Annotated in this window: 23 protein-coding genes and 4 tRNA genes; 20 read left to right on the forward strand and 7 right to left on the reverse strand. The window is 70.8% G+C overall.

All coding sequences use genetic code 11. The features are described from left to right. Positions 1-25: 25 nt before the first annotated feature. The gene (locus ACQ393_RS08125; RefSeq protein WP_430646332.1) at positions 26-1207 is read left to right on the forward strand and encodes an alpha/beta hydrolase family protein; all 1182 of its coding nucleotides are present in this window, start codon (positions 26-28) and stop codon (positions 1205-1207) included. 61 nt (positions 1208-1268) lie between these two features. On the opposite strand, the gene ACQ393_RS08130 is transcribed toward ACQ393_RS08125, so the two are convergent. Together ACQ393_RS08130 and ACQ393_RS08135 are read right to left on the reverse strand one after the other, a co-directional pair. Beyond that, positions 1269-1709 carry a SufE family protein gene (locus tag ACQ393_RS08130; protein ID WP_430646333.1) on the reverse strand — a complete coding sequence of 147 codons (441 nt, stop codon included), beginning with the start codon at positions 1707-1709 and terminating at the stop codon, positions 1269-1271. 47 nt (positions 1710-1756) lie between these two features. Beyond that, positions 1757-2656 carry a sulfurtransferase gene (locus ACQ393_RS08135; RefSeq protein WP_430646334.1) on the reverse strand — a complete coding sequence of 300 codons (900 nt, stop codon included), beginning with the start codon at positions 2654-2656 and terminating at the stop codon, positions 1757-1759. 143 nt (positions 2657-2799) lie between these two features. Here ACQ393_RS08135 and zapE point away from each other — a divergent pair, with 143 nt between their 5' ends. The 3 genes from zapE (at position 2800) to ACQ393_RS08150 (ending at position 5914) form a co-directional block, all read left to right on the forward strand. After that, a complete protein-coding gene (gene zapE / locus ACQ393_RS08140) occupies positions 2800-3855 on the forward strand; it encodes a cell division protein ZapE (protein WP_430646335.1) in 1056 nt (351 codons plus the stop codon). A gap of 232 nt (positions 3856-4087) precedes the next feature. Beyond that, entirely contained in the window at positions 4088-5308 is a 1221-nt protein-coding gene (locus ACQ393_RS08145; protein WP_430646336.1) for an ammonium transporter, read from the forward strand. Positions 5309-5350: 42 nt separating this feature from the next. Next, positions 5351-5914, forward strand: coding sequence for a type II toxin-antitoxin system PemK/MazF family toxin (locus tag ACQ393_RS08150; protein ID WP_430646337.1), 564 nt, complete (start codon positions 5351-5353; stop codon positions 5912-5914). A gap of 89 nt (positions 5915-6003) precedes the next feature. Here ACQ393_RS08150 and ACQ393_RS08155 read toward each other — a convergent pair. Next, positions 6004-6079 (reverse strand) — tRNA-Val (locus ACQ393_RS08155). Between the two features lie 307 nt (positions 6080-6386). Here ACQ393_RS08155 and ACQ393_RS08160 point away from each other — a divergent pair. The 3 genes from ACQ393_RS08160 to ACQ393_RS08170 all read left to right on the forward strand — a co-directional run bounded on the left by ACQ393_RS08160 (position 6387) and on the right by ACQ393_RS08170 (position 6688). After that, positions 6387-6459: transfer RNA gene (locus tag ACQ393_RS08160), tRNA-Gly, on the forward strand. A 52-nt stretch (positions 6460-6511) separates the two neighbouring features. Continuing rightward, positions 6512-6582: transfer RNA gene (locus tag ACQ393_RS08165), tRNA-Cys, on the forward strand. 31 nt (positions 6583-6613) lie between these two features. Continuing rightward, positions 6614-6688: transfer RNA gene (locus ACQ393_RS08170), tRNA-Val, on the forward strand. A gap of 411 nt (positions 6689-7099) precedes the next feature. Here the strand turns inward: ACQ393_RS08170 and ACQ393_RS08175 are convergent. Then, positions 7100-9154 carry a glycosyl hydrolase family 28-related protein gene (locus ACQ393_RS08175; protein WP_430646338.1) on the reverse strand — a complete coding sequence of 685 codons (2055 nt, stop codon included), beginning with the start codon at positions 9152-9154 and terminating at the stop codon, positions 7100-7102. A 361-nt stretch (positions 9155-9515) separates the two neighbouring features. On the opposite strand from ACQ393_RS08175, the gene thrS reads away from it, so the two are divergent. Continuing rightward, positions 9516-11426 (forward strand): threonine--tRNA ligase, encoded by a 1911-nt coding sequence (thrS, locus tag ACQ393_RS08180; RefSeq protein ID WP_430646709.1) that lies wholly within the window; start codon positions 9516-9518, stop codon positions 11424-11426. Further along, positions 11423-11986 (forward strand): HIT family protein, encoded by a 564-nt coding sequence (locus tag ACQ393_RS08185; RefSeq protein WP_430646339.1) that lies wholly within the window; start codon positions 11423-11425, stop codon positions 11984-11986. The genes thrS and ACQ393_RS08185 overlap by 4 nt, the downstream gene beginning before the upstream one ends. A 10-nt stretch (positions 11987-11996) precedes the next feature. Here ACQ393_RS08185 and pdxY read toward each other — a convergent pair whose 3' ends face one another. Together pdxY and ACQ393_RS08195 are read right to left on the reverse strand one after the other, a co-directional pair. Next, positions 11997-12848, reverse strand: a complete 852-nt coding sequence (gene pdxY / locus ACQ393_RS08190; protein WP_430646340.1) for a pyridoxal kinase PdxY — start codon at positions 12846-12848, stop codon at positions 11997-11999. Then, complete coding sequence (locus tag ACQ393_RS08195; protein WP_430646341.1) at positions 12845-14200, reverse strand: aminotransferase class I/II-fold pyridoxal phosphate-dependent enzyme; 1356 nt, start codon at positions 14198-14200, stop codon at positions 12845-12847. Before ACQ393_RS08195 ends, pdxY begins: the two co-directional genes overlap by 4 nt. Before the next feature lie 123 nt (positions 14201-14323). On the opposite strand from ACQ393_RS08195, the gene pdxS reads away from it, so the two are divergent. From pdxS to ACQ393_RS08250, 11 genes are all read left to right on the forward strand, one after another. Further along, positions 14324-15214: a pyridoxal 5'-phosphate synthase lyase subunit PdxS gene (gene pdxS / locus ACQ393_RS08200; protein ID WP_430646342.1), complete on the forward strand. Its 891-nt coding sequence runs from the start codon at positions 14324-14326 to the stop codon at positions 15212-15214. After that, a complete protein-coding gene (gene pdxT, locus ACQ393_RS08205; protein WP_430646343.1) occupies positions 15208-15846 on the forward strand; it encodes a pyridoxal 5'-phosphate synthase glutaminase subunit PdxT in 639 nt (212 codons plus the stop codon). The genes pdxS and pdxT overlap by 7 nt, the downstream gene beginning before the upstream one ends. A gap of 124 nt (positions 15847-15970) precedes the next feature. Continuing rightward, positions 15971-16702: a hemerythrin domain-containing protein gene (locus ACQ393_RS08210; RefSeq protein ID WP_430646344.1), complete on the forward strand. Its 732-nt coding sequence runs from the start codon at positions 15971-15973 to the stop codon at positions 16700-16702. Between the two features lie 36 nt (positions 16703-16738). Then, complete coding sequence (locus ACQ393_RS08215; RefSeq protein ID WP_430646345.1) at positions 16739-17497, forward strand: YebC/PmpR family DNA-binding transcriptional regulator; 759 nt, start codon at positions 16739-16741, stop codon at positions 17495-17497. A gap of 10 nt (positions 17498-17507) precedes the next feature. Continuing rightward, a complete protein-coding gene (gene ruvC, locus ACQ393_RS08220) occupies positions 17508-18149 on the forward strand; it encodes a crossover junction endodeoxyribonuclease RuvC (protein WP_430646346.1) in 642 nt (213 codons plus the stop codon). Then, positions 18146-18766, forward strand: a complete 621-nt coding sequence (gene ruvA / locus ACQ393_RS08225; RefSeq protein WP_430646347.1) for a Holliday junction branch migration protein RuvA — start codon at positions 18146-18148, stop codon at positions 18764-18766. Before ruvC ends, ruvA begins: the two co-directional genes overlap by 4 nt. Beyond that, the gene (gene ruvB / locus ACQ393_RS08230) at positions 18763-19803 is read left to right on the forward strand and encodes a Holliday junction branch migration DNA helicase RuvB (RefSeq protein WP_430646348.1); all 1041 of its coding nucleotides are present in this window, start codon (positions 18763-18765) and stop codon (positions 19801-19803) included. Before ruvA ends, ruvB begins: the two co-directional genes overlap by 4 nt. 69 nt (positions 19804-19872) lie before the next feature. Beyond that, a complete protein-coding gene (gene yajC / locus ACQ393_RS08235; protein ID WP_430646350.1) occupies positions 19873-20247 on the forward strand; it encodes a preprotein translocase subunit YajC in 375 nt (124 codons plus the stop codon). Positions 20248-20309: 62 nt separating this feature from the next. Continuing rightward, positions 20310-22055 carry a protein translocase subunit SecD gene (secD, locus tag ACQ393_RS08240; protein ID WP_430646352.1) on the forward strand — a complete coding sequence of 582 codons (1746 nt, stop codon included), beginning with the start codon at positions 20310-20312 and terminating at the stop codon, positions 22053-22055. Beyond that, positions 22055-23068: a protein translocase subunit SecF gene (gene secF / locus ACQ393_RS08245; protein WP_430646353.1), complete on the forward strand. Its 1014-nt coding sequence runs from the start codon at positions 22055-22057 to the stop codon at positions 23066-23068. The genes secD and secF overlap by 1 nt, the downstream gene beginning before the upstream one ends. Positions 23069-23142: 74 nt before the next feature. Further along, the gene (locus tag ACQ393_RS08250; RefSeq protein ID WP_430646354.1) at positions 23143-25398 is read left to right on the forward strand and encodes a RelA/SpoT family protein; all 2256 of its coding nucleotides are present in this window, start codon (positions 23143-23145) and stop codon (positions 25396-25398) included. Here ACQ393_RS08250 and ACQ393_RS08255 read toward each other — a convergent pair. Beyond that, the gene (locus tag ACQ393_RS08255; protein WP_430646355.1) at positions 25368-25946 is read right to left on the reverse strand and encodes a type IV toxin-antitoxin system AbiEi family antitoxin; all 579 of its coding nucleotides are present in this window, start codon (positions 25944-25946) and stop codon (positions 25368-25370) included. The genes ACQ393_RS08250 and ACQ393_RS08255 overlap by 31 nt on opposite strands. Between the last annotated feature and the right edge of the window lie 20 nt (positions 25947-25966).

Here is a 25966-nt window from a genome sequence, read left to right on the forward strand (position 1 = left end):
GTCGGCGACGGAACGAGGAGGCGGCATGTCCAGGCTCGAGCGCACGGTCGGGCCGGTCGGCGCCGTGCTCGGCGGCGTCGCACTGCTCGGTGCCGCCGTCGCCGCCGCGACCGCCGCGACGGCGATCGTGTTCGCCCGCCGGGTCGTCACGCCCGAGCTGGAACGCCCGGACGACGTCCGCATCGACCGCGTCGACCTCGCGGCGGGCGAGGTCGTGCTCTCGGGCTCCGAGGACGCGCGGATGCGCGGCCGGTACGGCCTCTGGTTCGAGCACGACTCCGGCTACGCGCGGGTCGGCGACGTGCTCCACGACGACGGTCACCGGGTGCGACGGGTCCTCGAGTCGGTCGAGTTCGGGCGCCTCGACCGCGCCGCACGGGGACGCATCAGCGGATGGGTCCACCTCGGCCCGTGGGAGGTCTCCGAGCGCTACGAGAACGTCGTCGTCCCGACGCCGCTGGCTCCGGCTCCGGCCTGGTTCGTCCCGGCGACGGATGTCGCGGGCGCGCCCTCGACGGACTGGCTCGTCGTCGTGCACGGACGCGGCGCGAAGCGCCACGAGGGCCTGCGCGCGGTCCCGCCCGCGACCCGGGCGCGGTGGTCGTCCCTGCTCGTCTCCTACCGCAACGACGGCGAGGCGCCGGCGAGCGACGATCGACGGTACGGGCTCGGCGGAACGGAATGGGAGGACGTGGTCGCCGCGGTCCGGTTCGCGGTGGGCCACGGCGCCCGCCGGGTGGTGCTCATGGGGTGGTCGATGGGCGGATCGATCGCGCTGCAGACCGTGCTCCGGTCCGACGAGGTGCGCGAGCACCTCGTCGGCGTGATCCTCGAGTCGCCGGCGGTCGACTGGCCCGACATCCTCCGCTTCCAGGGCCGTGCGCTCGGCCTGCCCGCCGAGCTCGGCGGCGCGGTCGCGCGGGTGCTCAGCGCGCCCATCGCGGGGACCCTGACGGGCCTCGCGGCGCCGATCGACCTCGAGGCGCTCGACGCGGTCGCGCGCGCGGACGAGCTGGACGTCCCGATCCTGCTCATGCACAGCGAGGACGACGGCTTCGTCCCCATCGACGGGTCAAGACGACTCGCCGAGGTGCGCTCCGACCTCGTGCAGTTCGAGGTGTTCGAGGGCGCGCGCCACACGAAGCTGTGGAACCACGATCCGCGTCGCTGGGCGATGCTCGTGCACGACTGGCTCGCCGCGCGCTGAGCGCGTCCGCCCAGGGACTGCCGGGGCCGCCCGGAGGGCGACCGTCGGGCCCGCCGGCGCGTCAGGCTGCGAGCCGCTCCGAGAGCTGGCGCTTCGCTCGGGCGAGCATGCCCGACATGCCGCGCACGCGCAGCGGAGACACTGCCTCGCCGAGCCCGAGCGACTGCGGGTAGTCGGCGGGGATCGCCATCACCTCGTCGGGCGTGAGCCCGTCGAGGCCCTGGGCGAGGATCGACGCGAACCCTCGCGTGGTCGGTGCCTCGGCCGGCGCCGTCGCGTGCATGTGCACGCGGCCGCCGTCGTCGAGTTCGACGAAGATGTACACCGGCGACTGGCACTCCTCGACCCGTTCGAGCAGGTCCGGGTGGTCGCGGTAGCGCTCCGGCAGCGCGGGGAGCTCGTTCGAGAAGTCCAGCAGCAGGGTCAGGCGGTCCTTCACGCCGAGCGAGAGGAAGTCCTCGCGGGTCTCCGCGAGCGCCGGGGGCAGGGTCGTGGCATCCATCCGGTCCATTCTCCCACCCGCCGCTGCGGCGACGCCCGTGCGCAGACTCAGCGGGCGGGCGCCTCGCCGCGCTCGGGACCCGTGGCGATCGGCACGCGCACCGCGCTGCCCCACTCGGTCCACGAGCCGTCGTAGTTGCGCACGCCCTCGAAGCCGAGCAGGTGCGTCAGCACGAACCAGGTGTGGCTCGACCGCTCGCCGATGCGGCAGTACGCGATGACGTCGTCGCCGTCCTGCAGGCCGACCTCGTCGCGGTAGATCGCGTCGAGCTCCGCACGCGTCCGGAACGTGCCGTCCTCCGCGGCGGCGCGTGCCCAGGGCACGGATGCCGCGGTGGGGATGTGGCCGCCGCGCAGCGCGCCCTCCTCGGGGTAGGCCGGCATGTGGGTGCGCTCGCCCGTGTACTCCTCGGGCGAGCGCACGTCGATGAGCGGGTTGCCGAAGTGCGCGAGCACGTCCTCCTTGAAGGCGCGGATGGCGGTGTCGTCGCGCTCGACGACGGGGTACTCGACGGGCTCGCGGTCGGGCGCGTCGGTGGTCAGCGGACGGCCCTCGGCGATCCACTTGTCGCGCCCGCCGTCGAGGAGGCGGACGTCCTCGTGCCCGAACAGCGTGAACACCCAGAGCGCGTACGCGGCCCACCAGTTGTTCCTGTCGCCGTGGATCACGACGGTGTCATCGCGCGCGATGCCCTTGCCGCCGAGGAGCTCGGCGAACTGCTCGCCCGAGAGGTAGTCGCGGACCACCGGGTCGTTGAGCTCGGTGTGCCAGTCGACCTTCACGGCGCCGGGGATGTGCCCGACCTCGTAGAGCAGCACGTCCTCGTCGGACTCCACGACCACGAGTCCCGGCTGCCCGAGCCGTTCGGCGAGCCAGTCCGTGGTGACGAGGCGCTCGGGGTGGGCGTACTCGGCCAGCTTGGCGGCGGGGTCGAACTCGACGGACATGGGGAACCTCCAGTGGTCGCCCGGTCGGGCGATGCGGATCGGGGAGCGGACTAGGCTGGTGACCCGTCCACCACCGAATCTACGCGGCATGCCGGTCGTCGTCACCGCACATGTCACCAGGTGCAACAGGAGATCCCACGCGAATGAGCACCCCCGCGGCATCCGTCGTCGAGCACCTCGTCGACCGCAACCCGTCCATCACGGGTGCCGAGATCGCCTCCGAGCTGGTGCCCCCGCCGCAGTTCGAGCACGCCTCGTTCGAGTCGTACCGTCCCGACCACGACTTCCCGTCGCAGCAGGCCGCGCTCGACCGACTCAACGCCTTCGCCGGCGCCTGGCGGGCCGCACAGCGGCCGGGCGGCTTCTTCTCGCGCAAGCGCCCGGCGCGCATCGAGCTCCCCGGGGTCTACCTCGACGGCGGCTTCGGCGTGGGCAAGACGCACCTGCTCGCGTCGCTCTGGCACGTCGCGCACGGCCCGAAGTACTTCGGCACGTTCATCGAGTACACGGCGCTCGTCGGTGCCCTCGGCTATGCGCAGGCCGTCGAGCTGCTGCGCGGCGCGCGCCTGATCTGCATCGACGAGTTCGAACTCGACGACCCGGGCGACACCATGCTCATGACGCGCTTCCTCGGCGAGCTCATGGCGGGCGGCACGCGCGTCGCCGCGACGAGCAACACCCCGCCGAACGCGCTCGGCGAGGGCCGGTTCGCCGCCGCCGACTTCCTGCGCGAGATCCACGCGCTCTCCTCGAACTTCGAGACGCTGCGCATCGACGGCCTCGACTACCGCCGTCGCGACACGGAGGGGCACGCCGAGTCCCTCGCCGACGATGCCGCGGTCGAGCACGCCGCGGCGACGCTCGCCGGGCGCGGTCACCGGGTCACCCTCGACGGGTTCGACGCGCTGCTGGCGCACCTGTCGACGGTGCACCCGTCGAAGTACATCAAGCTCATCGAGGGCGTCGAGTTCATCGCGCTGACCGGCATCCGCGAGCTCGACGACCAGAACGCCGCGCTGCGGCTCGTGGCCTTCATCGACCGCGTCTACGACGCCGAGATCCCGATCCTCGCGAGCGGCGTCCCGCTCGACGAGGTGTTCGGCGGCGACATGCTCTCCGGCGGCTACCGGAAGAAGTACCTGCGCTCGATGTCGCGCATGATCGCCCTGACGACGGGCGAACTGCCGCCGCACGACTGAGGCGCCCGCCGGTCGCGCGCGCACACCGCCTCGGCAGCGATCTCGGAGCCTCGTCGCGGCATCCGGAAACACGCTCGTTACATATCGCGGAAGTTCGTAACCGTCGCGAAACGCGGGATGCCCCGTGGTCGAAACGTTCCCGCACCATTCTGATCCACGTACCTCGAGACCGAGCCCCAGTCTCCCCCCTCGCGGTACGTCCCCTGCAGATCACGAGGTGTGAGGAAAACCTATGGATACGGGAAGCATTGCGTGGGCCATCACGGCGACCGCGCTCGTGCTGTTCATGACGCCGGGTGTGGCGTTCTTCTACGGCGGCCTGGTCAAGGCCAAGAGCGTCGTCTCGATGATGATGATGAGCTTCGGCGCGCTCGGCCTGATCAGCGTCCTCTGGGTGCTGTACGGCTTCAACATGAGCGCGGTCCCCGGCACGTGGGACTTCGCGGGGAACCCGTTCTCCGACTTCGCGCTGAGCTCGCTCGCCACCGGTGAGACCGCGAACACCGACCTGATCGGCGTCGCGTTCGGCGCGACGTTCGCGATCATCACCGTCGCGCTCATCTCCGGCGCGATCGCCGACCGCGCCAAGTTCGGCGCGTGGATGATCTTCGCGGGCATCTGGGCCACGCTCGTCTACTTCCCGGTCGCGGCCTGGGTCTGGGGCGGCGGCTGGATCCTCAACCTCGGCGAGACCCTCGGCCTCCCGTCGGTGATCGACTACGCGGGCGGCACGGCCGTCCACATCAACGCGGGCGCCGCGGCGCTCGCCCTCGCGCTGGTCCTCGGCAAGCGCGTCGGCTTCCAGAAGGGCATGGACAAGCCCCACAACGTGCCGCTCACGCTCCTCGGTGCTGCGGTGCTCTGGTTCGGCTGGTTCGGCTTCAACGCCGGCGCGGAGTTCCTCAACGAGCTCGCCAACACCGGCCTCATCGTCCTCAACACCCTGGGCGCGACCGCCGCGGCGATCCTCGGCTGGCTGCTGGTCGAGAAGTTCAAGGACGGCAAGCCGACCTCCGTGGGCGCCGCCTCGGGCGCCGTCGCCGGCCTCGTCGCCATCACGCCGGCCTGTGCCAACCTCGAGCCCGGCTGGGCGCTGCTCCTCGGTCTCGTCGCCGGTGCCGTCTGCGCCCTGGCCATCGAGCTGAAGTTCAAGCTCGGCTTCGACGACTCCCTCGACGTCGTGGGCATCCACCTCGTCGGCGGCCTCATCGGAACGCTGTACCTCGGCTTCTTCGCCATCGACACCGGCCTCTTCACCGGCGGCGACCTCGGTCAGCTGGCCGTCCAGACGATCGCCGCGCTCGGCGTCCTGATCTACTCGTTCGTCGTGGCCTTCGTGCTCGGCTTCGCGATCGAGAAGACCATCGGCTTCCGGGTCAAGAACGAGGACGAGCTCGCCGGCATCGACACCATCGTGCACGGCGAGGAGGGCTACAAGCTCGAGTCCGTCTGATCCACGCGATCACCGCGAGGGCGGTGAGGGTAGTGTGCGGGTGTGCCAGACACCAGCCGCTTCCTCACCGCCCTCGGGCGTGCCATCCGCTCGCTCTCGACGGCATCGGGGCGCCGGGCCCCGGCGCCGGCGCCGGTGACGACGGATGCAGCGGCTCGGCCCCGAACGGAGCCGGCCGAGGACTGGCCGGGTCGCGAGGGACCCGCCGCGACGGTCGAGCTGGATCCCGCCCGCGTCCGGCGCGTGCGCTTCGGCTACACGCCCGAACGCGACGGGGAACCCGACCCCGGCGAGGTCGTGTGGACGTGGGTGCCGTACGAGGAGCGCGACGGGCGCGGCAAGGACCGGCCGGTCGTCATCGTGGCCGCCGGTGCCGCGGGGGAGTTCCTGGCGGTGCAGCTGACCAGCAAGCCGCAGGACGGCGATCGTGACGCCGTGGCGCTCGGTTCCGGCGCGTGGGACGGCGAGGGGCGGCCGAGCTGGGCCCGGATCGACCGCGTGTTCCGGGTCCACGCCGACGGCATGCGGCGCGAGGCCGCGTCGCTGGACGCCGTGCGATACGGGCGAGTAGTGGATGCGCTCGCCGAGCGGTACGGCTGGGGCTGAGGGCCGGGTCGATCGATAGGCCGGTCCCCTCGGGGGCCGAGTCGCCCCGGAACGTCGGAACGCCCCCGGACTCCGGGGGCGTTCCACGATGGTGGGCGATGCCGGGCTCGAACCGACGACCTCTTCCGTGTGAAGGAAGCGCGCTACCAGCTGCGCCAATCGCCCATATGGGTATTCGCGGACCCGATCGGATCGCGACCGCGGACTCGATACTAGCCCACGCGACGGGTCGAATGCACATCGGCGGCCGGTGTCCGTCCGGGCGGGGGCGGGCGGTCCGGCGCCGACGCCGCCGTGCGTTGAGCGCCTCGGATCGCCGGGCGTCCGCGACGGCCGCCGAGTGCCGCGACACGCCCGGGACACACGGCCGGATTGAGGCGGTGATCGGCCGGAACGGCGGGCGAGCGGAGCTCAGTTTGTCATTCGTTCACGGGTCGGTTATTGTCTTTCTGCACGCAGAAATGCGGGCAACGCGGATGTGGCGCAGTTGGTAGCGCATCACCTTGCCAAGGTGAGGGTCGCGAGTTCGAGTCTCGTCATCCGCTCTGACCAAGCCGGCGCAAGCCGGTTTGTTCTTTGGTGGTGAACCCAAGCAACGGTGGATTGGCCGAGAGGCGAGGCAGCGGCCTGCAAAGCCGTATACACGGGTTCGAATCCCGTATCCACCTCGAGAAGAGTTCGTTGAACTCACTCAGACCCGGGCGATTGGCGCAGCGGTAGCGCGCTTCCCTGACACGGAAGAGGTCACTGGTTCGATCCCAGTATCGCCCACCAGCACGAAGGCCCCGGCAGCAGCCGGGGCCTTCGTCGTCTGCCGGCCCCGACCTCCGGCTCTCAGGGATTCCGCCGAAGCCGCAGATGATCGCCGGCTCGCAGGGTGGGTGTTCTGGATCTGGAGGTGATCCGGGACCTCCTCGATGACGTCGGGTCGGAGCGCGCCGGAGGGGAGATCCGGCACTTCGGCATCGTGGGCTCGGGCCGCGGCCCGCCCGCGACGACGGGGAGGGCCGCGACTGCGGCGGCGGAGAGGACGGATGTGCGCTTCATGGCTCGCTCCAGTGCGAGGAACGCGCGACTGCTCTCAGCGACTGGGGCCTTCCAGCCGCCCCCTCCGCCCGCACGGGCCCGTTCGGGGGCGTCCCCGACCTCGGGTCGGGGGCGACCGGAGCTCGCGACCCGGTGGGGTCACCAGGGCGACGGCGCGGGCGGGGCGACCACGGGCGGGCGATCGTCGCACGTGATCGTGTTCGGCAGCTCCCACGGGGCCATCCAGGGCCCCGTCGTGTTCACGCCGCTCGAGTCGTTCCCGCCGAGGTCGACGATCGAGAACTCGGAGCCGGCGGGCGTGAAGTGGAACGTGCCGCAGTTGTTGATGCCGACCGCGCCGACGTTCCGAGCATCCACGTTCTCGAACGATGCCGAGCCGGCCACTCGGGCACTCACGACCGACGATCCCGTGCCGTCGATCCGCACGTCGGCGAAGTGCACGTTCGAGATCGAGACCTGGTCCTTCACCGGCCAGTCCGAGACCAGCATGATCGCGTTGTACGTGCTGTCGAGGTAGTGGTCGCCGGTGATCCGCACGTCCGCCTGGTCGATCGACCGATCCAGCGCGTACAGCCAGATCGCGCCGAGGCCGATGTTCCAGTTCAGCTCGTACGTGCCGGCGCGGACGGCGGTGTTGTCCGTGAAGCGGAGGTCACCGGTGAACGGCTCGGCGCCGAAGCGCGAGCCCGCGTGGAGCGCGCTGCCCTCGCGGATCGGGTCGGCCACCAGGTTGCCCGAGACCGTCGTGTCGGCCCCGCCGTAGACGGCGATGCCGTTCGCGAGCGTCGGCGTCTGGACGGTGTTCCGGGAGAACACGTTCCCGGCGTTCGGCGTCCCCTCGGACCACATCGCGAGGCCGTCGTCGCCGGTGTTCCGGACGAAGTTTCCCTCCGCGACCGAGTGGGTGACGCCCGTGTGGAAGTTGAGTCCGTCGGCGATCTGGTCGACGATGACGTTGTCGCGCACGGTGACCCCGTCCATCGGGCCGTCGAACCAGAGTCCGACCTTCGTGTGCTCGATGTGCAGTCGTTCGATCGTCGAGTCGCTCATGGCGCCGCCGACGCCGTTGACCTGGTCGGTGTCGATCCGCTCGCGGACGTCGCCGCGGATGGCGAAGTCCGCGAGGTGCACGTTCGAGCTGCCGCCCGATGCGGCGTCCCTGCCGTAGAACCCGACGCCCGTGTGCGTCGAACCGTCGGCGGACGGCTTCCTCAGGGCGACCTCCTCGCCGAACACGACCGAGTGCCAGTTGCCCGCGCCCCGGATCGTCACGTCGTCCACGATGAGGTGCTCGCTGACGCGGAACGCGCCGCCGGGGATGAAGACGTCGACGTCGTGATGCCGGGCCCAACGGATGGCGGTGCGGAACGCCGGTGCGGAGTCGCGGACGCCGTCGGGATCGGCGCCGAACTTCACGACGCTGACCGACCCGGCAGGCTGCTCCGCCGGAGGCGCAACGAGCTCGGAGTCGAGGAGATCGATGACCGTCCACGCGGCATCCGTGCCATCTGGGGCGGTGAGGCGGACCACGGAACCTGCCGGGTACGTCGCACCGAGCAGCATCCGCTGCTCGTCGTAGAAGTGCATGGGCCGGAACGGCGTCTCCACCTCGTACCCCTCGCCCGGGACGCACCCGCACTCGGTGATCCACCAGTCCGGATGCAGCAGTCCGGAGTTCGGGTCGTTGGTGAAGGGGTACTGGTTGTAGAGCCACGAGTACTCGGAGGTGAGGGTCATCGTCTGCGGCGCCCCGCCGTCGACGGAGACCTCGAGGGGAGCCGTGATGCCGCCGCCGTCCGGCGCGTCGGGGATGCTGTAGCGGACCGTGATGCCGTTGGCGGCCGCCGGCAGCGTGAACTCGACGTACTCGCCCGGATCGAGGCTGACTGCGCTGCGCCCGGATGCCTCGGCCGGCAGCGTATAGGCGGTCCGATCGGGGCCGATCACCTCGCCGTCCGTGGTCGCGTGCTCGGCCTCCTGCTCGAGGAACGGCACCTCGGCGCCGCGTCCGGAGACCAGGGACGGATCGATGGCCGCGCGGGTGAGGACCGGATCGGCGGCGGCCGACGCCGGGGTCGGGCCGAGGATCGCGGTCGCCGCCGCGATGGCGACCGCCATCGCGAGCGACGGGCGAGCGAGGTCGCGGGGCCGGCGCCGGGACGGCGGTGGGACGGGGCTGGTGGGTCGTGTCATCGTCGACTCGATTCCTCTCGGTGTGCACGCCTGAGGGCGCTGCGGGCGTCGCGGTGCCCTCGAGTGGCGAGGCTATGCCGGGGCGCGACGATGTCACAAGCGACTGCGAGGAAATGTCTCCCATCTGTCGATTTCTTGCAACGGATACGCAAGTCCGCGCAAGCCCGCGCCGACAGCAGTGGCGCGCTTGCGCCATCCGGACGCAAGTCGTCGGTCACCGCGCAGCCGAGGTCCGCCGCCTCCCCGCGGCGTGGACCCCGGCGTCGCCCGACTACAGTTGAGGGGTTGCACCTCACACTGCAGGGAGTGGATCCACTTGGCCGACGGCTTCGAGCTCTTCACCGATCGATCCGTTGTCGCGATGCGCGTCAACGGCGAGCTGAAGGACCTGGCGACGACGGTGGCCGACGCCGACCTCGTCGAGCCGGTCACGATCGACTCGCCCGACGGACTCGCGATCCTCCGCCACTCGACGGCGCACGTGCTCGCGCAGGCCGTGCAGAAGGTCAATCCCGACGCGAAGCTCGGCATCGGGCCGCCCGTCACCGACGGCTTCTACTACGACTTCGACGTCGCCGAGCCGTTCACGCCCGACGACCTGAAGCTGCTCGACAAGGAGATGGCGCGGATCATCCGCTCGGGCCAGCGCTTCGTGCGCCGGGTCGTCACCGACGACGAGGCGCGCGCCGAGCTCGCCGCCGAGCCGTACAAGCTCGAGCTGATCGGCCTCAAGGGCCACCCGACGGGCGGCGAGGCCGGCCAGGACGACAACGAGTCGGTCGAGGTCGGCGGCGCCGAGCTCACCATCTACGACAACGTCGACCCGAAGACGGGCGAGGTCTTCTGGAAGGACCTCTGCCGCGGCCCGCACCTGCCCAGCACCCGCATGATCGGCAATGGCTGGGCACTCATGCGGGTCGCTGCGGCGTACTGGCGCGGGTCCGAGAAGAACCCGCAGCTGCAGCGGGTCTACGGAACCGCGTGGCCGACGAAGGACGAGCTCCGCGCGTACCAGCACCGCCTCGAGGAGGCTCAGCGCCGCGACCACCGCAAGCTCGGCGTCGAGCTCGACCTGTTCAGCTTCCCCGACGAGATCGGATCGGGCCTTCCCGTCTTCCACCCCAAGGGCGGGGTGATCAAGCGCGAGATGGAGGACTACGTCCGCCGCCGCCACATCGAGGAGGGCTTCCAGTACGTCTCCACGCCGCACATCACGAAGGCGCACGTCTTCGAGCTGTCCGGCCACCTGCCGTACTACAAGGACACGATGTTCCCGCCGATGGAGCTCGAGAACTCCGAGTACTACCTCAAGGCGATGAACTGCCCGATGCAGAACCTCATCTACCGGTCGCGCGGGCGCTCGTACCGCGAGCTCCCGCTGCGGTTCTTCGAGTTCGGCACCGTCTACCGCTACGAGAAGTCCGGTGTCGTGCAGGGCCTGACGCGCGTGCGCGGCCTGACCCAGGACGACTCGCACAGCTACGTCACGCCCGAGCAGGCGCCTGGCGAGATCGAGCACCTGCTGAACTTCGTGCTCGGACTCCTGCGCGACTTCGGCCTCGACGACTTCTACCTCGAGCTCTCGACCCGCGACGCGAACTCCGACAAGTTCAAGGGCACCGACGAGCAGTGGGAGGTCGCGACGAACGTGCTGCGCGACGTCGCCGAGCGCTCGGGCCTCGAGCTCGTGCCCGACCCGGGCGGCGCCGCCTTCTACGGCCCGAAGATCTCGGTGCAGGCCCGCGACGCGATCGGCCGGACCTGGCAGATGTCGACCATCCAGTACGACTTCAACCAGCCTGAGGGCTTCGGCCTCGAGTACACCGCGGCCGACGGCACGCACCGGCAGCCGGTCATGATCCACTCCGCGAAGTTCGGCTCGATCGAGCGGTTCTTCGGCGTCCTCACCGAGCACTACGCGGGCGCCTTCCCGGTCTGGCTCGCGCCCGTCCAGGTCGTCGGCATCCCCGTCGCGGACGAGTACGCCCCCTACCTCGGCGGCATCCTGACGCAGCTCGCCGGTTCGGGCGTGCGCACGGAGCTCGACACGAGCGACGACCGCATGCAGAAGAAGATCCGCACCCACACGACGCAGAAGGTGCCGATCCAGCTCATCGCCGGCGAGAACGACCGCACCGGCGAGACCGTGAGCTTCCGCTTCCGCGACGGCACGCAGGAGAACGGCGTGCCGATCGCCGACGCCGAGCACCGCATCCGCGAGGCGATCGCCGATCGCCGCCAGGTGACGACGCGGGACGACCTGTTCGCATGAGCGCGTACCAGCCCGACGAGTTCGACGGCGTGCCGACGGATGCCGCAGCCGACCTCGCGGGCGTGCCCGACGCGTTCCAGCGCCTCTGGACCCCGCACCGCCTCGTCTACATCCAGCACGGCCAGCAGCCCGACGAGCACTCGTGCCCGTTCTGCCGCGCTCCCGAGCTGGCGGACGAGCAGTCGCTCATCGTCGCGCGCGGCGAGCACGCCTACGTGCTGCTCAATCTGTACCCGTACAACAGCGGCCACCTGCTGGTATGCCCGTACCGCCACATCGCGACGTACGACGAGGCGAGCCCCGAGGAGGTCGCCGAGATCGGCGAGCTCACGCAGGTCGCGATGCGCACGGTGAAGCAGGTGTCGCGCTGCGACGGGTTCAACATCGGCATGAACCAGGGGCGGATCGCCGGTGCGGGCATCGCCGAGCACCTGCACCAGCACATCGTGCCCCGCTGGGCGCTCGATGCGAACTTCTTCCCGATCATCGCCGGCACCAAGGCCCTGCCGCGCCTGCTCGGGGAGGTGCGCGAGGAGATCGCGGAGGCCTGGCCGCGCTGACCGCGACCGCTCAGCGGACCCGACGGACCTCGAACTGCATGCGCGGGTTCGCGTACGCTTCCTGCGACTCGACGAGCTGCAGCTCGCGCTCGCCCGACTCGTGGGTGGTCGTCAGCAGGTCGAACACGCTCGACGCGGTGCGGGCGAGCGCGTCGGCCGCGTCGCCGGTCCGGCGGTAGTGCGCCGTGAAGAGCGCCGCCGTGACATCCCCCGAGCCGTTCGCCTTCATCGGCAGCATCGGGGTCTGCACGATCCACGCACCGCGGTCGTCGACCGCGAGCATCTCGATCGTGCCCTCCTCGCGGTCGGGTCGCTCGACGCTCGTGACGAGCACCGTGCGCGGCCCCATCGCTCGGGCCAGGTCGATCGACTCGAGCGTCGACTCGAGCGACCCGGGTTCGGTCCCCGTGAGGTACCCGAGCTCGAACTGGTTCGGCGTGATGAGGTCGGCGGCGGGCACCACCCGATCGCGCAGCAGGATCGGGATCGCCGGAGCCACGAAGCATCCGCTCTTCGCATTGCCCATGACGGGGTCGCACGAGTAGATCGCCTCGGGGTTCGCCGCCTTGATGCGCGCGACGGCGTCGAGGATCACGTCGGCGATGCCCTCGCTGCCCTGGTAGCCCGACAGGATCACGTCGACCTTCGGGAACGCGCCGCGGTCCTCGATGCCGGCGATCACCTCGCGCACGTCGTCGGGCGCGATGAGCGGACCGCGCCACGCGCCGTAGCCGGTGTGGTTGGAGAAGTTCACCGTGTAGACGGGCATCACTTCGACGCCGATGCGCTGCATGGGGAAGACGGCCGCGGAGTTGCCGACGTGGCCGTAGGCGACGGCGGACTGGATCGAGAGGACCTTCACCCCTCGATCATTCCATCCTCGACCGGCACGAGCCGCGCGCCGGCCGCACGGACGGCCGCCACGATGTCGGTCGCAAGGCGTTCGGCGTCGTCGTCGGCGAGGTCGTGGACCGTGAGCCGCAGCCGGCGGCTGGCCGCGGGGGCGTCGGCGAGGGCGAACTCGTCGCCGGCGCGCACGAGCCATCCGCGACGCATGAGCTGCTCGGAGACGTCGCGCGCGGGCACGGGCAGCGGAACCCAGAGGTTGAGGCCGTCGCCGGCGGACGCCGGGAGGCCGAGGCCGGTGAGCCGGGCGGCGAAGGCGTCGTTCCGCTCGGCGTAGTGCGCCCCGGCGTCGCCGATGCCGCGCATGACGGCGGGATCGGAGACGAGGGCGAGCGTCAGTCGCTGCAGCAGGTGGCTCACCCACGTGGTGCCGGGCGTGAGGCGCATGGCCAGTCGTGCCGCCGTGGCGGGATCGGATGCCGCGACGGCGAGGCACATGTCGGGGCCGAGGAACTTCGAGACCGAGCGGACGAGGGCCCAGCGGCGATGTCCCGGTCCGATGAGGGAGCGGTACGGACTGCGGGAGAGCAGCGAGAAGTGGTCGTCCTCGATGACGAGCACGTACGGGTGCTCGCGGAGGACGTCGCGCAGCTCGGTCGCGCGAGCCTCCGAGAGGCTCGCCCCCGTCGGGTTCTGGGCGCGCGGCGTGCAGACGAGCGCGCGCACGCCCTGGGCGAGCGCGGCGCGCAGACCGTCGACCGTCATGCCCTCCTCGTCGACCGGAACGGGCACCGGACGGTACCCGCCGACGCGGACGGTGTGCATGCTCGTGAGGAAGCACGGGTCCTCGAGGGCGACGGCGTCGTCGCGCACGAGCGCCTGGGCGAGGAGTCGCTCGACGGCGTCGGCCGCCCCGCTCGTGATCGTGAGGCGAAGGTCGGATGGCGCGAGGTCGGCGGCCATCCAGTTCCGCGCCCAGTCCTCGAGGTCGGGGTCGATGACCGGCTCGCCGTACAGCACCGGTCGGCCGGCCATGCCGGCGAGCGCACCAGACGGGTCGGGGATGCGGTCCGGATCCGGGTTGCCGGTCGCGACGTCGCGCAGCACGCTGTCGGCGGCGAACCCCTCCTGCGGCACGGTGGACCGGTCGGCGACGCGCGTGCCCGCGCGCCCCCGGGTGATGACGAGGCCGGCCGTCGTGAGCTGCCGGTATGCGGCCACGGCGGTGTTGCGGTTGACGCCGAGGTCGTCGGCGAGGCCGCGCACGGGCGGCAGCGGATCGCCCGGCAGGAGCGCACCGCGCTCGATGAGGGCGCGCACGCTCGCGGCGATGTCGGCGGCCGAGCGGCCGGTGATCTGGAGGGTCATGTCACGATCCAACACTGTTCCGAAGCAGGGGCTCGGCCCATGCTATCTTTTGGCCTAGGCCAAGCCAACCGCTTGTCCACGTCGTTGCGCGATTCCGCGCCATCCGTTCGAAAGGGACCACCGATGAGCACTGCCGAGACCGGCTCGAGCCGCGTGAAGCGCGGCCTCGCCGAGATGCTGAAGGGCGGCGTCATCATGGACGTCGTCACGCCCGAGCAGGCGCGCATCGCCGAGGACGCCGGCGCCGTCGCGGTCATGGCCCTCGAGCGGGTCCCCGCCGACATCCGCGCCCAGGGCGGCGTCGCCCGCATGAGCGATCCCGACCTCATCGAGGCGATCATCGCCGAGGTCTCGATCCCGGTCATGGCGAAGGCCCGCATCGGCCACTTCGTCGAGGCGCAGGTGCTGCAGGCGCTCGACGTCGACTACATCGACGAGTCCGAGGTGCTCTCGCCGGCCGATTACGTCAACCACATCGACAAGTGGGGCTTCACGACCCCCTTCGTCTGCGGTGCGACGAACCTCGGCGAGGCGCTCCGCCGCATCAACGAGGGCGCCGCGATGATCCGCTCGAAGGGCGAGGCCGGCACGGGCGACGTGTCCGAGGCGACCAAGCACATCCGCAAGATCACCTCCGAGGTCAACCAGCTGAAGTCGATGACGCGCGACGAGCTCTACGTCGCCGCGAAGGAGCTGCAGGCGCCGTACGAGCTCGTGCTCGAGGTCGCCGAGACCGGCAAGCTCCCGGTCGTGCTGTTCACCGCCGGCGGCGTCGCGACCCCGGCGGATGCCGCGATGATGATGCAGCTCGGCGCCGACGGCGTCTTCGTGGGCTCGGGCATCTTCAAGTCGGGCAACCCCGAGCAGCGCGCTGCTGCGATCGTCAAGGCCACGACCTTCTATGACGACCCGAAGGTCGTCGCCGACGTGTCGCGCGGCCTCGGCGAGGCGATGGTCGGCATCAACGTCGGCGACCTGCCCGCTCCGCACCGCCTCGCCGAGCGCGGATGGTGAGCCTTCGCGACGAGTCCCTGGGGGCGACGGATGCCGCGGGGCCGACCGTCGGCGTCCTCGCCCTCCAGGGCGACTTCCGCGAGCACGCGCGCGTGCTCGGGGAACTCGGCGCTCGCGTCGTGCTCGTCCGGCGGCCGGAGGACGTCGAGGGCATCGACGGACTCGTGATCCCCGGCGGCGAGTCCACCGTCATGGACAAGCTCTCGCGCGCGTTCGGCGTCGCCGAACCGCTGAAGCGGCGCATCGCCGAGGGGATGCCGGTCTACGGCACGTGCGCCGGACTCATCATGATCGCCGACACCCTGCTGGATTCGATCACGGGGCAGCAGAACCTCGGCGGGCTCGACGTGGTCGTGCGCCGGAACGCATTCGGCTCGCAGAACCAGTCGTTCGAGACCGAGCTCGACGTGCCGGCCTTGGGCGATCGGCCCGTGCACGCGGTGTTCATCCGCGGCCCGATCGTCGAGTCGGTGGGGGAGCGGGCGACGCCGCTCGCGACGCTCGCCGACGGTCGCGTCGTCGCCGTCGAGCAGGGGAACCTGGTCGGCACGAGCTTCCATCCGGAGATCCAGGGCGACCACCGGTTCCACGAGTACTTCCTGGGCAAGGTGCGGGCGACGACCGCGGCCTGAACCCGGCCGATCGACGCATCGCGCCGGTCAGTGGTGGCCCGGGCCGGAACGGCGGGCCGTCCCGGGGAGGAACCGCGGGTTCCCACGGGCGCGGCGAGCCGCGGCATCCGCTTGCCTTGCCGTCATGACCACACGACTCCCCAGCACGGGCGCGCCCGACCGCGCCGCGCCCGCCACGACCTGCCGCAGCGACGAGGTGGTGATGATCCACCGGCTCTTCCGTCGCCTGTTCGCCGAGGCGCCCGGGCTCGTCCGCCGCGTCGAGCACGGAGACCTCGAGCGCGCCAGGCCGCTCGCGAAGCACCTGCACGGCATCACCGCGCTGCTCCACGTGCACCACCGCACCGAGGACGACTACTTCTGGGACCGCATGACGGAGCGGGCGCCCGCGTGCGGGCTCCATGTCGAGCTCATGCGCCGCCAGCACGGCGCCGTGTCCGACCGGCTCGACCTCGTCGACGCCATCGTCGACCGGTGGGCGCGCGATGCCGACGCCGGCACCGCCGAGCGGCTCGCCGCCGAACTCGACGAGGTCGACCGGCTGCTGACCCGGCACCTCGCCGACGAGGAGCGGGACGCGTTCCCGGTGCTCGACGCGATCCTCTCCGATGCGGAGTGGGACGACATCCACCGCCACGCCCGTCGGCACAAGCCGCCGCTGCCGGTGTTCGTCCTGCTCGGCCTCATGCTCGAGAGCGTGCCGGAAGGCGAGCGCGACGCGTGGTTCGAGCAGGAGATGCCGGCGCCGATCCGGTTGGCCTACCGGGCGGTCGGTCGACGCCAGTACGAGCGCGCCGTACGCCGCCTGCGCTCCGGCGGCGGCGTCGCTCCGGGGGCGGTGCCCGCGACCGCCTAGAATGTCGGGGTACTGAACCACCGTGACGGGAGAGGCATGTCCGGGCATTCCAAGTGGGCGACGACCAAGCACAAGAAGGCCGTCATCGACGCGCGCCGTGCGAAGTCGTTCGCCAAGCTCATCAAGAACATCGAGGTCGCGGCCAAGCTCGGCGGCGCCGACCTCGGCGGCAACCCGACTCTGTACGACGCGGTGCAGAAGGCCAAGAAGACCTCGGTGCCGAACGACAACATCGACCGCGCCATCAAGCGGGGCGCCGGCATCGGCGGTGAGGCGGTCGAGTACCAGAACATCACGTACGAGGCGTACGGCCCGAACGGCGTCGCCCTCATGATCGAGGTGCTCACCGACAACAAGAACCGGGCGGCCGCCGAGGTGCGCACCGGGCTGAGCCGCAACGGCGGCACGCTCGCCGACCCGGGCTCGGTCGCCTACAACTTCACGCGCAAGGGCGTCATCGTCGTCACCGGCGAGGGCACGACCGAGGACGACGTCATGATGGCGGCCCTCGAGGCCGGCGCCGAGGAGATCGAGCCGCACGCGCAGGGCTTCGAGGTCGTGACCGACCCGTCCGACATGGTCGAGGTGCGCAAGGCCCTGCAGGAGGCCGGGCTCGACTACGAGTCGGCCGACATCGAGTTCGTCCCGAACCTCAAGGTCGAGATCGACGCGGACACGGCCAAGAAGGTCTTCCGCCTCATCGACGCGCTCGAGGACAGCGACGACGTGCAGAACGTCTACAGCAACTTCGACCTCACCCCCGAGGTGCAGGCCGAGCTCGAGGCCGAGGACTAGGCCGATCGCCGTGCGCGTGCTCGGCATCGACCCGGGGCTCACGCGGTGCGGCGTGGGCGTGGTCGATGTCGAGCCGAACCGCACGGCCGAGCTCGTCGACGTGGTCGTTCTCCGGTCTCCCGCCGACCTCGACACGCCGGCGCGCCTGGCCCGCATCGCCGACGGCCTCGAGGCGATCGTGGACGAGCATCGGCCGCAGGCGGTCGCCCTCGAGCGGGTCTTCGCGAGGTCGGATGTCTCGACGATCATGGGCACCGCGCAGATCTCCGGCGTGGCGATGCTCATCGCCGCCCGGCGCGTCCTGCCCGTCGCGCTGCACACGCCGAGCGAGGTGAAGGCCGCCATCACCGGGTACGGCCGTGCCGACAAGGCGCAGGTCGGGGCCATGGTCGCCCGCATCCTCGGGCTCGACGCCGTCCCGAAGCCGGCGGACGCCGCGGACGCGCTCGCCCTCGCGATCTGCCACGCCTGGCGGACCGGGGGAGTCGCGGGGGCGGCGATCGCGGACGCCCGGGCGGCCGGCGCGGCCGGCGTCGCCACGCGCGCCGGGGCGGGCTCGACGGGCGGCGCGCCGACCCCTGCACAGCGCGCGTGGATCGCCGCCGAGCGCGCCGCCGCGGTGTCGGGGGCAGCCCGTAGGGTGAAGGAGTGATCTCCTCCCTCCGCGGCCGCGTGCTCCAGGCCTCAGGCAGTTCGCTCGTCGTCGAGGTGTCGGGCGTCGGCTACCTCGTGAACGCGACCCCGGCGTTCGTGCTCGCGAGCCGGGTCGGCGACGAGGTGCTCGCGCACACGTCGCTCGTCGTGCGGGAGGATTCGCTGACGCTCTTCGGCTTCGCGACCCGCGACGAGCTCGAGGTCTTCGAACTGCTCATCGGGGTCACGGGCGTCGGTCCGAAGTCGGCGCTCGGCGTCCTCTCGGCCATGTCGCCGACCGACGTGGCGCGCGCCGTCGAGGCCGACGACGACGCCGCGTTCCGCCGGGTGAGCGGCATCGGCCCGAAGACCGCGAAGCTCATCACGGTGTCGTTGGCGGGCAAGCTCGCCACGCCGGCCGCATCGGCGGCGGGCGCCCCGGTCGCCGCCGGCGGGGTCGCCGACGACGTGCTCGCCGCGCTCACCGGCCTCGGCTGGTCCGAGAAGCTGGCCGGCGAGGCCCTGGCCGAGACGCTCGAGTCGGCCGACGACGTCGCCGCGACGTCCGTGCCGGTGCTGCTGCGGCTCACGCTCGCCCGCCTCGGCCCGGCGCAGCAGGGGGCGCGCGCCCGATGAGCGACGACGTCGACCTGACCGACCCGGAGCTGGCCTCCGAGGCCGAGCTCGCATTCGAGGGCGCCCTGCGACCGCGGAGCCTCGAGGAGTTCGTCGGCCAGACGCGGGTGCGGGGTCAGCTGCAGCTGCTGCTCTCCGCCGCAGCCATGCAGCAGCGCACGCCCGACCACATCCTCCTCGCGGGACCTCCGGGCCTCGGCAAGACCACGCTCGCGATGATCGTCGCGCACGAGGGCGGCCGGCCCCTCCGGATGTCGAGCGGTCCCGCCATCCAGCACGCCGGCGACCTCGCCGCCATCCTGTCCTCGCTCGTCCCGGGCGAGGTCCTCTTCATCGACGAGATCCACCGGATGGCGCGTTCCGCCGAGGAGATGCTGTACCTCGCGATGGAGGACTTCCGCATCGACATCATGGTCGGCAAGGGGGCGGGCGCCACCTCGGTGCCGCTCGACCTCGCGCCGTTCACGCTCGTCGGCGCGACCACGCGGGCGGGGCTGCTGCCGAACCCGCTGCGCGACCGGTTCGGCTTCACGGCGCACCTCGAGTTCTACGACGAGGCCGAGCTCGAGCAGGTGCTCGGCCGCGCGGCCGCGATGCTCGGGCTCGACATCGACCGGCCAGCCATCGCCGAGATCGCCGGGCGGTGCCGAGGCACGCCGCGCATCGCCAACCGGCTGCTCCGCCGCGTGCGCGACTTCGCGCTCGTCCACGGCGGGCGCGCCGACGTCGACGCGGTGCAGGCGGCGCTCGAGCTCTACGACGTCGACCCGCTCGGGCTCGACCGGCTCGACCGGGCGGTGATGATGACGATCCTCACGCGGTTCGGCGGCGGTCCGGTCGGGCTCAACACCCTCGCCGTCTCGGTCGGCGAGGAGTCGGAGACCATCGAGGCGGTCGTCGAGCCGTTCCTCGTCCGGATCGGCCTCATCACCCGCACGCCGCGCGGCCGGGTCGCCACTCCGAGCGCCTGGCGGCACTTCGGACTCGTGCGGGACGCCGAGGACTCCGGGGTCGCGCTGCCCCTCGATGACCTATAATCCTTTGAGGCTCCGGCCACCCCGCCCCTGATCGTGCGCAACGGCGCACACCGGAAGGTTTCCCACCCCATGGTCCTTGATCCGCTGACCCTCATCATGCTCGCCGTCCTGGCGGTGCTGATCTTCTTCATGTTCCGGAACTCCCGGAAGCGCCAGGCGGAGCAGCGCGAGCTGCAGTCGAAGGTCGTGCCGGGTGCGACCGTGATGACGAACTTCGGGGTGTTCGGGACGATCCTCTCGATCGACGAGGAGGAGAACCGCGTGGAGCTGGAGTCCTCGCCCGGCACCGTGCTCACGGTGCACCGGCAGACGATCGCCCGCGTGGTCGAGCCGGTCGAGGTGCCGGCCGACGCCGCCGCGGTCACCGGTGAGCCCGAGTTCGGCGAGCGGCTCGACGAGACGCCGAACGACGAGACGCCCGACACCAAGAAGTCGGACGACTGAGGCCCACCCCATAGCTCTGCCCGCGCGATGCTGCGCGGGCTCCCTGCAGAGAAGGCACAACCGTGGCTGCACCATCCAAGCGGTCCTCGCGACCGACGCCCGTCCGCAAGGCCGTGCGATCACTGACCTGGCTCGGCGTCATCATCGTCGCGCTGTTCGGCATCAACGCGGCCGGCGTGATCTGGGGCGAAGGCTCCTGGACCCCGAAGCTCGCCCTCGACCTCGAGGGCGGCACGCAGATCATCCTGGCGCCGCAGTTGGCCGACGGTGAGTCCGTCTCGCAGGAGCAGCTCGACCAGGCCGTCTCGATCATCCGCCAGCGCGTCGACGCGTCCGGCGTGTCGGAGGCCGACATCACGACGCAGGGCGGCCAGAACGTCGTCGTCGCGATCCCGGGCGAGCTCGACGAGCAGACGCGGAACCGCATCGAGTCGTCGGCGAAGCTCGAGCTCCGCCCGGTGCTGCTCGCGGATGCAGCGACGAACTCGTCGATCGACCCGAGCGCGAGTCCCGAGCCGACCGACGGCGCCGAGGAGGAGGAGCTGTCGGCGACGCCGAGCGTCGAACCGACCGACGCGAGCGACCCGAACTGGGTGACGCCCGCGCTGCAGGACGAGTTCGACACGTTCGACTGCTCGACGCTCGACGAGAGCGGTGCGAACGTCGCCCCGTCCGACGAGCCGCTCGTCACCTGCGACTCGACGCGGACGATCAAGTACCTGCTCGGCCCCGTCGAGGTCAGCGGCGAGGACATCGTCGACGCGACCAACGGCATGGTGCAGACCCAGACCGGTGCGACGACGGGCCAGTGGGCCGTCAACATCGTGTTCAACGATCGCGGCACCGAGGCGTTCGCCGAGGTGAGCCAGCGGCTGTTCGCGCTCAACGGGCAAACGCCTCGCGACCAGTTCGCGTTCGTGCTCGACGGCGCCGTGCTGTCGGCACCCCAGATGAACGGCGTCATCACCGACGGCCGACCGCAGGTCACGGGCAACTTCTCGCAGGAGTCGTCGAAGGCGCTCGCCGACCAGCTGAAGTTCGGCGCCCTGCCGATCAGCTTCGAGGTGCAGTCCTCCGACACGATCTCCGCGACGCTCGGCACCTCGCAGCTGCAGTCCGGCCTCATCGCCGGCATCATCGGCCTGATCCTCGTGGTGATCTACACGATCTTCCAGTACCGGGCGCTCGCGTCGGTCACGATCGCCTCGCTGATCATCGCGGGCGTCATCACCTACCTGATGATCACGATCCTCGGCTGGTACCAGGGCTACCGGCTGTCGCTCGCCGGCATCGCGGGTCTGATCGTCGCGATCGGCTTCACGGCCGACTCGTTCATCGTCTACTTCGAACGCGTCCGCGACGAACTCCGCGACGGGCGCCCGCTCGTGGGCGCCGTGGAGGCGGGATGGAAGCGCGCGCTGCGCACGGTCCTGTCGTCGAAGTCGATGAACCTGCTCGCGGCGATCGTCCTGTACATCCTGGCCGTCGGCAGCGTGCGCGGCTTCGCGTTCACGCTCGGTCTCACCACGATCATCGACGTCATCGTCGTGATCCTCTTCACCCACCCGATGCTCCAGCTGCTCGCGCAGACGCGGTTCTTCTCCAGCGGCCACTCGTGGTCGGGTCTCGACCCGCAGGCGCTCGGAGCGGTGTACCGCGGCCGTGCCGAGTTCCGCAAGCCGGTCGCCGTCCCGGCGAAGAAGGCGGCATCCAGCTCGCGCGAGGCGCAGAAGCGCCAGACGATCGCGGAGCGCAAGGCCGCGCAGGCCGACGCCACCGTCGGCGCCGGCGAGAGCAAGGAGTCCTGATGGCCAACCGACTCACGACGTTCGGCAACGACCTCTACACGGGCAAGCGCTCGTTCAACTTCGTCGGCGGACGCAAGAAGTGGTACGCCATCGCGGCGGTCCTCATCATCCTCTCGGTGCTGATCCCCGTGGTTCGGGGCTTCAACTTCGGCATCGAGTTCCGCGGCGGTTCCCAGTTCCAGATCTCCGGGGTCGCGGAGGCGACCGAGCAGCCGGCGATCGACGCCGTCGGCGAGGTCGTACCCGGCGCCGTTGCGCGCGTCACGATCGTCGGCGAAGACGGCGTGCGCGTGCAGACCGACCAGCTCGAGCAGGCCGAGTCGCGCGAGCTCACGACCGCACTCGCGGAGGCGTACGGCGTGCCCGAGTCCGAGGTCACGTCCTCGTTCATCGGGGCGAGCTGGGGAGCCGACATCACGAGGCAGGCGGTCCTCGGCCTGCTCGCCTTCCTGCTCCTCGCCGCGGTCATCATGGCGCTGTACTTCCGAACGTGGAAGATGTCCCTCGCCGCGATCCTGTCGCTCCTCGGCGACCTCGTCGTCACGGCGGGCCTGTACGCCGCCGTCGGATTCGAGGTCACGCCCGCCGCGGTCATCGGCATCCTGACGATCCTCAGCTACTCGCTCTACGACACCGTCGTGGTCTTCGACAAGATCCGCGAGAACACGTCGGAGGACGGACAGGAGTCCCGGCGGACCTTCGCGGAGTCGGTGAACCTCGCGGTCAACCAGACCCTCGTCCGCTCGATCAACACGAGCGTGGTGGCGGCCCTGCCGGTCGCGGCGATCCTCTTCATCGGTGCCGGCGTGCTCGGCGCGGACACGCTCCGCGACATCTCGCTGGCGCTGCTCATCGGCATCCTGGTGGGCACGTGGTCGACGGTCTTCATCGCCGCGCCGCTGTACTCGCAGCTGCGCGAGGGTGAGCCGGCGATCAAGCGCCACGACCAGAAGGTGCTCAAGGAGCGCGAGCGAGCGGGCGGCTCCGCCGCGGAGGCACTTCCCGTCGCCTGAGACGGCCTCCCGACCTCGGTGGCGCGCGACCCGTTCGGAAGCGGTGATAATTGAGGTCTGGAGGTGCGGGGCTCATGACCGATACCGGTGTCAACTCGACGGCGTCACTGCGTCGACTCGTGCCTCGGATCTTCTCCAAGGCGCTGCCCGCGGGCGCGGTCGACAGCGTGGTCCGCACGGTGCGGATGCACCACCCGAAGGCCGACCTGTCGGTCATCGAGCGCGCCTACACGGTCGCCGAGCGCGCCCACGAGGGGCAGAAGCGCCGGAGCGGTGAACCGTACATCACGCACCCGATCGCGGTGGCGCAGATCCTCGCCGACCTCGGCATCGGGTCGAAGGCGGTGGCCGCGGCGCTCCTCCACGACACCGTCGAGGACACCGCGTACACGCTCGACCAGCTCCGCGCCGACTTCGGCGACGAGATCGCGATGCTCGTCGACGGCGTCACCAAGCTCGACAAGGTCAAGTACGGCGACTCCACGCAGGCGGAGACCGTTCGCAAGATGATCGTCGCGATGTCGAAGGACATCCGCGTGCTCATCATCAAGCTCGCCGACCGCCTCCACAACGCGCGCACCTGGGGGTTCGTGCCCGCCGCATCCGCGTCGCGCAAGGCGACCGAGACCCTCGAGATCTACGCACCGCTCGCGCATCGGCTCGGAATCCAGACCATCAAGTGGGAGCTCGAGGACCTGTCGTTCGCGGTCCTCTACCCGAAGCTCTACGCCGAGATCGAGAGCCTGGTCAAGCAGCGCACCCCGCAGCGCGAGGAATACGTCCAGTCGGTCATCGACCTGGTCTCCGACGACCTGAAGTCCGCGCGGATCCGCGGCAAGGTCGTCGGCCGGCCGAAGCAGTACTACTCGATCTACCAGAAGATGATCGTCCGAGGCCGGGACTTCGACGACATCTACGACCTCGTGGGCATCCGCATCCTCGTGAACTCGGTCCGCGACTGCTACGCCGTCCTCGGTTCGATCCACGCCAGGTGGACGCCGGTGCCCGGCCGCTTCAAGGACTACATCGCGACGCCGAAGTTCAACCTCTACCAGTCGCTGCACACGACCGTGATCGGCCCGAAGGGGCGCCCGGTCGAGATCCAGATCCGCACCCACGACATGCACCAGCGGGCCGAGTACGGCGTCGCGGCGCACTGGAAGTACAAGGAGCGGATGGCGGCGGGCCACGTCGACGGGGGGACCACCAAGGGCGACGCCGACATGGCGTGGCTCGCGCACATCTCGGACTGGCAGGCCGAGACGGCCGACCCGGGGGAGTTCCTCGATTCGCTCCGGTTCGAGATCGGCGCCAAGGAGGTCTACGTCTTCACGCCCAAGGGGCGTGTCATCGGCCTGCCCGCGGGGGCGACGCCCGTCGACTTCGCCTACGCCGTGCACACCGAGGTAGGTCACCGCACGATGGGCGCGAAGGTCAACGGCCGGCTGGTGCCGCTCGAGAGCGAACTCGTCAGCGGCGACGTCGTCGAGGTGTTCACCTCGAAGAACCCCGACTCCGGCCCCAGCAAGGACTGGCTGAACTTCGTCAAGAGCCCTCGCGCGCGGAGCAAGATCCGCCAGTGGTTCACGAAGGAGCGCCGCGACGAGGCGATCGAGCACGGCCGCGACGCGATCGCGCGCGCGATGCGCAAGCAGAACCTGCCGCTCCAGAAGCTGATGAGCCAGGAGTCGTTCGCCGAGGTCGCCGCGCAGCTGCGCTACGACGACGTGTCCGCGCTCTACGCGGCGGTCGGCGAGGGCCACGTCTCCACGCAGTCGGTCATCGAGAAGGTCATCGCGCTCGTGCGCGACGTCGACGACGCCGACGAGCCGGAGCTCCCCGCGATCCCGGTCCGATCCCGGCCGCTCCCGCGGACGAGCGATTCGGGCGTCCTCGTGCGCGGCGCCCCCGACATCCTCGTCAAGATCGCACGGTGCTGCACGCCGGTCCCCGGCGACGACATCATCGGCTTCATCACGCGCGGCTCAGGGGTCTCCGTGCACCAGGCCTCGTGCCACAACGTGCAGTCCCTCCTGCGCGAGCCCGATCGGATGATCGACGTCGAGTGGGCGCCGAGTTCGAAGAGCGTGTTCCTCGTGCAGATCCAGATCGAGGCGCTCGACCGCGCCGGCCTGCTCTCCGACGTCACGCGGGTGCTGAGCGAGCACCACGTGAACATCCTCTCGGCGAACGTGTCGACATCGGCCGATCGGCTGGCGATCAGCCGGTTCGTCTTCGAGATGGGCGACACGACGCACCTCGACCGCGTGCTCAACGCGGTGCGCCGCATCGACGCCGTCTACGACGTGTACCGCGTCAGCGACGGCTGACCAACCTCCGTCGCCGCGTCGAGGTGGCGGAGCGCCGCGGCCTTGTGCGGCATCCGGCGGGCCTCCTGGATGCGCGCCCGCACGCGTCCCAGCGCACCCGCGTCGAGCCCGATCAGCGCCGCGACCAGCGGAACCGCGTCGGGCGCGGGCTTGGGTTCGCGCACGAGGTCGTAGACCGTTCGATCGAGGGTCGTGCAGCGGATGCCGCCGAACACCGTGATCTCGTCGGCCGTGATCGCGACCTCGCGAAGGACCATGGCGCGGGGGAGCGACCGGGTCGACACGCGCGCGACGTGCGGCACGCAGCACTCCGGCGCCGTCGGCGGCGTGGGCAGCGCACCGTGCACCCAGGCCGCCGACCTGCGTTCGATGACGAACGGAGCGGGCAGGCCCGGCGCGACGACCGCGGCGCGGAGGCTCGGCAGGTCCGGTTCGTCGACCGGGCACCATCCGTCGCCGAGCCGCATGAGCTCGCCGTCGAGGCGCGCGGCGCAGAGCTCGGCGAGGGGCAGGTCGGCGGTGTCGAGGACGGAGGGGAGTCGGGCCATCCGCCCATCGTGCGCCATCC

Source organism: Agromyces sp. GXS1127, assembly GCF_050565425.1.
Taxonomy (GTDB): domain Bacteria; phylum Actinomycetota; class Actinomycetes; order Actinomycetales; family Microbacteriaceae; genus Agromyces.